Annotated in this window: 6 protein-coding genes; 1 reads left to right on the forward strand and 5 read right to left on the reverse strand. The window is 65.3% G+C overall.

Annotation, left to right across the window (positions count from 1 at the left end; all coding sequences use genetic code 11):
• Positions 1-117: 117 nt before the first annotated feature.
• The 3 genes from ACWUI7_RS04845 to ACWUI7_RS04855 form a co-directional block, all read right to left on the reverse strand.
• Positions 118-1,398: an amidohydrolase gene (locus ACWUI7_RS04845; protein ID WP_496641084.1), complete on the reverse strand. Its 1,281-nt coding sequence runs from the start codon at positions 1,396-1,398 to the stop codon at positions 118-120.
• A gap of 35 nt (positions 1,399-1,433) precedes the next feature.
• Positions 1,434-2,864 carry an aspartate aminotransferase family protein gene (locus ACWUI7_RS04850; RefSeq protein ID WP_496641085.1) on the reverse strand — a complete coding sequence of 477 codons (1,431 nt, stop codon included), beginning with the start codon at positions 2,862-2,864 and terminating at the stop codon, positions 1,434-1,436.
• Between the two features lie 72 nt (positions 2,865-2,936).
• Complete coding sequence (locus ACWUI7_RS04855; RefSeq protein WP_496641086.1) at positions 2,937-3,908, reverse strand: hydroxyacid dehydrogenase; 972 nt, start codon at positions 3,906-3,908, stop codon at positions 2,937-2,939.
• A gap of 153 nt (positions 3,909-4,061) precedes the next feature.
• Between ACWUI7_RS04855 and dnaG the strand changes: the two genes are divergently transcribed.
• Positions 4,062-5,516 carry a DNA primase DnaG gene (gene dnaG, locus ACWUI7_RS04860; RefSeq protein WP_496641087.1) on the forward strand — a complete coding sequence of 485 codons (1,455 nt, stop codon included), beginning with the start codon at positions 4,062-4,064 and terminating at the stop codon, positions 5,514-5,516.
• A gap of 28 nt (positions 5,517-5,544) precedes the next feature.
• Here dnaG and ACWUI7_RS04865 read toward each other — a convergent pair whose 3' ends face one another.
• Together ACWUI7_RS04865 and ACWUI7_RS04870 are read right to left on the reverse strand one after the other, a co-directional pair.
• Positions 5,545-6,627 carry a prepilin peptidase gene (locus ACWUI7_RS04865; protein ID WP_496641088.1) on the reverse strand — a complete coding sequence of 361 codons (1,083 nt, stop codon included), beginning with the start codon at positions 6,625-6,627 and terminating at the stop codon, positions 5,545-5,547.
• Between the two features lie 60 nt (positions 6,628-6,687).
• Positions 6,688-6,909, reverse strand: a complete 222-nt coding sequence (locus tag ACWUI7_RS04870; protein WP_496641089.1) for a hypothetical protein — start codon at positions 6,907-6,909, stop codon at positions 6,688-6,690.
• Between the last annotated feature and the right edge of the window lie 240 nt (positions 6,910-7,149).

Below are 7,149 nucleotides of genomic sequence, written 5' to 3' on the forward strand. Positions count from 1 at the left end.
TCGTCGATTGAAACCCGGTCGGGGAGCGTCTCGGGGTGATTTGGGGCGATTTGGGGGGGGGATTCGGGTACGTCCGGAGCGGAGGCGACGGGCCACACCTGAGTCACGGCGCAGACGTCATGGTCGGTCCTCGGCGACCGCGGTGACGCAGGTGGTAAGCAGCTCGACGCCGATATCAAGCGACCGCTCGTCGACGTCGAACGTCGGCGTATGGTGTGCCGTTGGGTGGTCCGTCCCAACGAGGAGGTACACCGCCCGACCGCCCCGTTCGTGAACGCGCTGCATCAGGAACGTCGCGTCCTCACTCGCCCCGAGCGGGGCCGTCTCCGTGACGGTTCGTACCGACGGGAGTTCGCGGGCGACGTCACCGACCGTCCCGGCGAGCGTCGGGTCCCCATCGACGCGGATCGACTCGCTGGTGCGATGTATCACCACGTCACACTGGTGGAGTTCGGCGGCTGCGTAGAGTTCACGCTCCAGTTCGGTGCGCATATACTCCATGAGTGCGGTGGTCTCACCGCGAACCTCACCGTCGAGGAGCACTTCTTCTGCGATCACGTTACTTGCGCTTCCTCCCTCGACCCGACCGAAGTTGATCCGGGTCAACCCGTCTGCGTGTCGGGGGATTCCGTAGGCGTTCTGCACCGCCGTCGTCATCGCCTGCATCGCGTTGGTTCCTCCGCTTGGGTTTTTCCCCGCGTGTGCGCTCGCCCCCTCGAAGGTGGCGTTGATGTGTGCCATCGCGAGCGGTCGGGTGGCGTTCGCGACGACGGCACCGGTGGGGTGTCCCAACCCGAGGTGGAACGCGAACAGGTAGTCGAGGTCGTCGACGAGCCCCGACTCGGCCATCGGCTTGCCGCCCCCTGCGACCTCCTCTGCAGGCTGGAAGAAGACGCGAAACGACCCCTCGAAGTCGCTCGCAGCGACCGCCTCGAGCACTCCGAGTGCGATGGTGACGTGTGCGTCGTGACCACACGCGTGCATGTATCCGTCGTGTTCCGACCGAAACCCCTCGTCTGCCGGGCGGTGGCCGGCGGCCGTCGACTCCGTCATCGAGACGCCGTCCATGTCGACACGGACGCCGACCATCGGCCCCGGTCCCATCTCGACGGTCGCTACGACGCCAGTGTGCCCGTCGTCGAGTCGCTCAAGGAGGGCCGAGTTGACACCGGCGTCGGCCGCCCGGTCGCGCCACGCGCGCAGCGTCTCGGCGGTCGGCAGCGCCATGCGGTCCGGCTCCGACAGCGCCTCGGAGCCGATAGCGACGTCGTCGACGCCGATTCGACGTAGCTCCTCGACGATCCGAGCGGTCGTCTGAAACTCACACCAGCCGGGTTCGGGACGTCTGTGGAAGGCTCGCCTGAGCGCAGAGAGACGGTTTCGCACGTCGTGTGCCATCTGTCGCCGAACGGTACGCCATCCGAGTAATTAATTCACCGTGTTGCCGCCGCCTCGGCGGTGACGTGTTCGATAGCGTCGACCACGACGTCGAGTGCGGTGTCGGCCAGCTCGCGGGTCAACACGAGCGGTGGCAACAGCCGGAGCACGTTGCCGTGGCGTCCGGCGGTCCAAACGAGGACGCCGTGTTCGAAACAGTACTGTTGGATCGCCTCCACCGCCTCGCCGTCTGGAGCACCGTCGGCGTCGACGAACTCGGCACCGATGAAGAGACCGCGGCCACGAACCTCGCCGAGTCGGTCGGTGTCTGCACCGGCCGTCTGGAGACGATCACGGATGTGCTCGCCGAGGTCGCGCGCGTGCGCGAGGAGGTCGTGCTCCTGGATGTACTCGATGGCGCGCGTTCCGGCGCGCATCGCGACGACGTGTCCGCGATACGTGCCCGCGTGTCCGCCCGAATCCCACGTATCGAGGTCCTCGTGGTAGATCGTCGCCGACAGCGGGAAGCCGACGCCGCCGAGCGCCTTTGCCGTGGTCATGATGTCGGGGGTGACGCCGGCCCACTCGCTCGCCCACCACTGGCCTGAGCGGCCGAGTCCGCTCTGGATCTCGTCGAACATGAGCGGGATGTCGTTTGCAGTCGCGATCTCGCGGAGCCCGCGAAGAAAGCCCTCCGGAGGGACGATAACCCCGCCCTCGCCCTGGATCGGCTCGACGAAGATCCCAGCTGGATTCGCGAGTCCGCCGTACGGGTCCTCGATTATCTCTTCGACTTCCTTGAGTGCACGCGCACACGACGTCGACCGGCAGCATTCACTTGCGGGACGCGGGCAGACCGACGTCGCGTCGCCGGACTCCGCGCGGTCGATGAACGGCGAGGGGTACTTCGCGTGGACGACGTCTGGGATGAGTGGCGTGTAGTCGTCTTTGAAGCCCTTGTTCGCGGTGAGCGCCATCGCTCCCGAGGTCGCGCCGTGGTAGCTCCCCCGAAACGCGAGCAACCCGTCGCCGCCGGTGTTGTACTTCGCGAGCTTGATCGCCGCCTCGACCGCGTCGCTGCCGGTCGGGCCGCCAAAGACGACGCGGTTCTCCCCGCGGAGCCCGGGTGGGGCGATCTCGTCGAGCTTCTCGATGAGCCCGAGCCGCGCCTCCGTCGGGAAGTCGACCGTGTGGACGAGCTTCTCGCTCTGGTCGCGAACGGCCTCCATCACGTACGGGTTCGAGTGGCCGACGTTCAACACGCCGATGCCGGCGAACATGTCGATGTACGTGTTGCCGTCGGCGTCGCGGATCGTCGCTCCCTTCCCGGCCTCGAACGCGACCGGAATGTCTTCGGGATACGCCACTGCACTGCTGTCTATCGCTCGCTGCGTCTCGAGGAGCTCACGGCTCTTCGGGCCGGGCACGTCTCCGACCGACGGCGCGTTGTCGAAGTGGATCGCATCGATCGGCGGTCCTGCGGTCATATCAGCTATGACAGAGACGACGGATAAATAATTTATCCACAGATACCACATTCACCGTACACGATGTTCGTTTCACGATAAGGTCGACCACGCGCCGGGGTTGAGCGCTGTCTCGGGAACTTCGCCCTGGTAAGCCGTTCGAACGAGCGTCGCCGCCGCCCGACTCATGTTCGCGAGCGCCTCTGCGGACGTTCCGGCGTTGTGTTGGGTCCGGACGACGCCAGGACACGAAAGGAGTGGGTCGTCTGGTGTCGGCGGCTCCGTCTCGTAGACGTCGACGCCCGCGCCGCCAAGTTCGCCCGCCTCGAGTGCGGCCACGAGCGCGGCCTCGTCGACGATCCCCCCGCGTGCGGTGTTGACGACGACCCCGTCCTCCGGGAGGGCATCGAGTGCCTCCGCACCGATCGCGTGGCGCGTCTCCGGCGTGAGCGGGGCGTGGACGCTCACGTCGTCCGCGCGTTCGAAGAGCGCCGTCTCGTCGTCGACGAGCGAGACGGTCTCGGGGAGGGAGTCAGGGTCAGCGTACGGGTCGTACGCGACACAGGTTACGTCGAAGCCAGCCAGCAGGGTGGCTACCCGTGTGCCCGCGTTGCCGGCGCCGAACAGCCCGAGGGTTCGCCCGCGCAGGTCGTGTCCGCGGAAGTCGGCCCGCTGCCACTCGCCGGTTTGCGTCGCGTGATCGGCATCGACAACGTTTCGCTTGGCCGCCAACAGCAGCGCCACTGCGTGTTCGGCGACCGAACTGGCGTTCTCACCCGGCGTGTTCGCCACGACGACACCGTGTTCGCTCGCGGCCGCAAGATCGACGTTGTCGACGCCGGTGCCGTGTTTAGCGACAATCTGGAGGCGGTCTGCGGCCGCGAGCAGCCGCTCGGTGACCGGTTGGGTTCGAGTGATGATCGCATCGTAGCGGTCGATATCAGCTATGAGTGCGTCTTCGTCCGCGTAGGTCGCTCGGCTCGTACACGTGGCGATATCCGCAAGCGACTCGGGACCGACGGGGTCGATGGTCGGCGGGAGCAACACAGTCCATGTACTCGACATTGGGACACACCTCCGGCCCGAACCGTATAGCCGCACGCCTTGCGGCGAATTCGTCGTCCACAACCGAAGCCGTGGCGACAGGTACTTTTTCACAACGTTCGTATACCGTTGCGGACGGTTCGTCGCCGTCCGTTCACATCACACTCACCATCCATGAATGACACAGCAAAGTACCTAATCCGCGCCACCATCGCGACCGATGGGGTCGTTGAGCGAAGCGACGTCGTCGGTGCCGTGTTCGGACAGACCGAGGGGTTGCTCGGTGACGAGCTCGACTTACGCGACCTCCAGGAGTCTTCGAAGGTTGGACGAATCGACGTCTCGATACGGTCTGAAAACGGACAGTCGTTCGGCGAGGTGACCGTCGCCTCGAGTCTCGATAAAGTCGAGACAGCGATCTTAGCCGCCTCCCTCGAGACCATCGACCGCATCGGGCCGTGTGGAGCGGCCGTCGAGGTGACGAGCATCGAAGACGTGCGCGCCGCAAAGCGCCGGGAGGTCGTCGAACGCGCCAAAGAGCTCGTCGCAAGCGGCTTCGAAGAGACCAGTCTCGGCAGCGACGATGTCTTAGAGGAGGTCAGAGAGGCCGCCCGCGTCGCAGGCATCGTCGACTACGAGGGGCTTCCGGCCGGGCCTCGCGTCGGGGACTCCGATGCGGTGATCATCGTCGAGGGGCGCGCAGACGTCTCCACCCTGCTCGAGTGTGGAATTAAGAACGCGGTCGCCGTCGAGGGAACGAACGTGCCCGACGCGGTCGCCGAACTCACCACCTCGCGCACGGTGACCGCGTTCCTCGACGGCGACCGCGGCGGCGAGCTCATCCTGCGCGAGCTGGCACAGGTCGGAGAGATTGAGTACGTCGCATTCGCCCCACCCGGGGAGTCCGTCGAAGATCTCGATCGCGCAGCGGTGTTCGATGCGCTCCGCGGTAAGGTCCCCTACGAGACGCTGGCAGACGAGCCCAACCTGCGCGATGCCGCCGGACAGGGGACGATGTCGCCCGCGAGCCCGACACTGGATGATACACCCAGTGACACCAGTTCGATGATGGACGACACCGAGGAGCACACGATTGTCGACGTCGACACCGATGACCTGAGCGATGACCCGAGCGACGGGTCACCGAATGTAGACGATAGTGGTGGCATCTCCGGTGACGACGAGGGCCACAGTGCAGACAACAGAGCCGACACGCACGCCGAGGCCGACGTCGACGTCGACGAGAACCGCACCGATAACGGCGAATCTACTGATGCCGACATGGAAACCGAGCTCGATGAAACGGAGCCACCTGTCGACCAGACGCCTCGGTCGTTCGAAGAACACGTACAAGAGGTCGTTGACGGCGACAGTGGCCGTGCTCGGCTCCTCGACGGCGACCTCGGCGTCCGCACTGAGGTTGAGGCCACGGATGCGTTCGATGCGGTTGCGGGCGCGGACGAGCCGCCGGTGGCGGTCGTCCTCGACGGCACGATCGACCAGCGGCTCGTCGACGTCGCCGCCCAGCGTGGGGTCGGGAAGCTTTTCGGCCGCGACACCGGTGACCTAGTCAAGCGGCCCGTCGGGACACAGATCGTGACGGTCGCTGACAGAGCTGTCGAGGCCTGACCGACCGGTCCGACCGGCTTAGCTGATTTCAGGCGACCCCGAAGACGGCAAGCAACGCAAACAGGACGTCCCCGTAGCTCACCGCGAGGAGGAGCCCGACAGTCAACGGCACGAGAAACGGGAGCCCTGGCGACACCCGAACGGTGTCCTGCTCGGCTACGAGCGCCAGGCCCGCCCGGAGCGTCCGGGGGTCGGTGCCATACGCGTCGTGGTCGATTGCCGCAAGAAATCGTTCGGCACCCCATGGGTCGTCGTGGTCGCTGTCGTCGTAATTTTCGTGTTCACGCATAGCTCTGTTTGATTTATCCGAGTCAATGTAGGCGTCACCGCCGGCATCGACACTCGCGCGCGAGCACACATCCCCGTCGGCGGGTATCGTATCGATCGACGCGTCGAGGCGTGGACGCATCGAACAGCCGACACGGCCGTCAGTTGGATCGAATGTCGGCCCGATGCGGCCAGGGTCACGGACCGCCGTCGGTTCCGCCCGAACCACTTCAAGCGTGGTCCCGCGCCACCGGAGGTACATCCGGAGGGCATCGAGGTCGAGCCCGCTCCGAGTGCGCCCCGCAGACGACTCGAACAACCGTCCGTGTCGGGTGGTAAGCGAGTCAGTCTGAACACAGCGCGTGAAGAACAGCCACCGAGACCACTCACCGTCCGCGAGGTTCGTGACAGCGAGCCACAGCGGGTACGCGAGTCCTACAAGCAGCGCATTTGTGAGCACCGTGAGCGAGAAGACCCCAGCGGGAGTCGCGACGAGCGGGAGCGTCTCGCCGGCGACCGTGTACGCCGGGAATGTCGGAAACACGAGCGCGAGCGCAATGACGGCTTTCGCGTCGGCCCCGCCGAAGCCGGCAAGTGCCCACAGTCCGTAGCCGAGTGGTGCGACCACGAGCAGACTCACCGCAACCCGCAAAGCGAAGAGCCAGTCTCCTCCTGCGAGCGGCCATCGACCGACTACTGTGAGGGCGAGTGTCAACGCGCCAAGTGCGTACAGCGGCGGCCACAGCCGGTTAGGGAGCCGTCGCGTTCGGACGTCCCGCACCGCCGCCCAACAGAAGACGGGGACGACGAGGAGCCGGAGTGCGTCCGCGAGCATCACGAGCATGGATCTGAGTGCGACGAGAGATCAACTTAGCCGTTCGGCTCCGGCTCTCAGTACCGAGAATTAGCGGCGCGACGCGGGGCCGGCGTCACGGTGGAGGTAGAGGTACGCGAGAACGGGGAGGATGGTGAACAAAAGCGTGGCAAGGAACCACACAACCGCCCGGTTGCTGCCGCGCGCCTTCGCATCACGGTAGATCCACACGGCGACCACCAAGACGATCGCGTAGATGACACCGTAGTAGAGCGTCGACCGGAGCGTAGCAAACTGAAGCACCGGATCCATACCGACTGTGTGATCGCCACCCGAAAGAACGTAGCGGTCCCCGCTGACGAAACCATTCGACGTTACGAGCAATGGTTTCTGAACCCCACATTTATTTTCGTCGTGACCCAACGTCATTTCGATGAGTTCACAAGATCACCTGAAAGAGACAGACACCGAGGCACGCTTCGAGTTCAAAAAAGAGGAGAACTCCGCATTTAGAAGCGAGCGTGGCCTCGACGAGGAGACGATCCGCGTCAT

The sequence above is a fragment of the Halorubrum orientale genome, assembly GCF_059623105.1.

What these genes read in the sequence shown, in the direction of transcription:
- ACWUI7_RS04845 (WP_496641084.1), bottom strand. Translation starts at nt 1,398, where the DNA reads ATGGCACACGACGTGCGAAACCGTCTCTCTGCGCTCAGGCGAGCCTTC.
- ACWUI7_RS04850 (WP_496641085.1), bottom strand. Translation starts at nt 2,864, where the DNA reads ATGACCGCAGGACCGCCGATCGATGCGATCCACTTCGACAACGCGCCG.
- ACWUI7_RS04855 (WP_496641086.1), bottom strand. Translation starts at nt 3,908, where the DNA reads ATGTCGAGTACATGGACTGTGTTGCTCCCGCCGACCATCGACCCCGTC.
- dnaG (WP_496641087.1), top strand. Translation starts at nt 4,062, where the DNA reads ATGAATGACACAGCAAAGTACCTAATCCGCGCCACCATCGCGACCGAT.
- ACWUI7_RS04865 (WP_496641088.1), bottom strand. Translation starts at nt 6,627, where the DNA reads ATGCTCGTGATGCTCGCGGACGCACTCCGGCTCCTCGTCGTCCCCGTC.
- ACWUI7_RS04870 (WP_496641089.1), bottom strand. Translation starts at nt 6,909, where the DNA reads ATGGATCCGGTGCTTCAGTTTGCTACGCTCCGGTCGACGCTCTACTAC.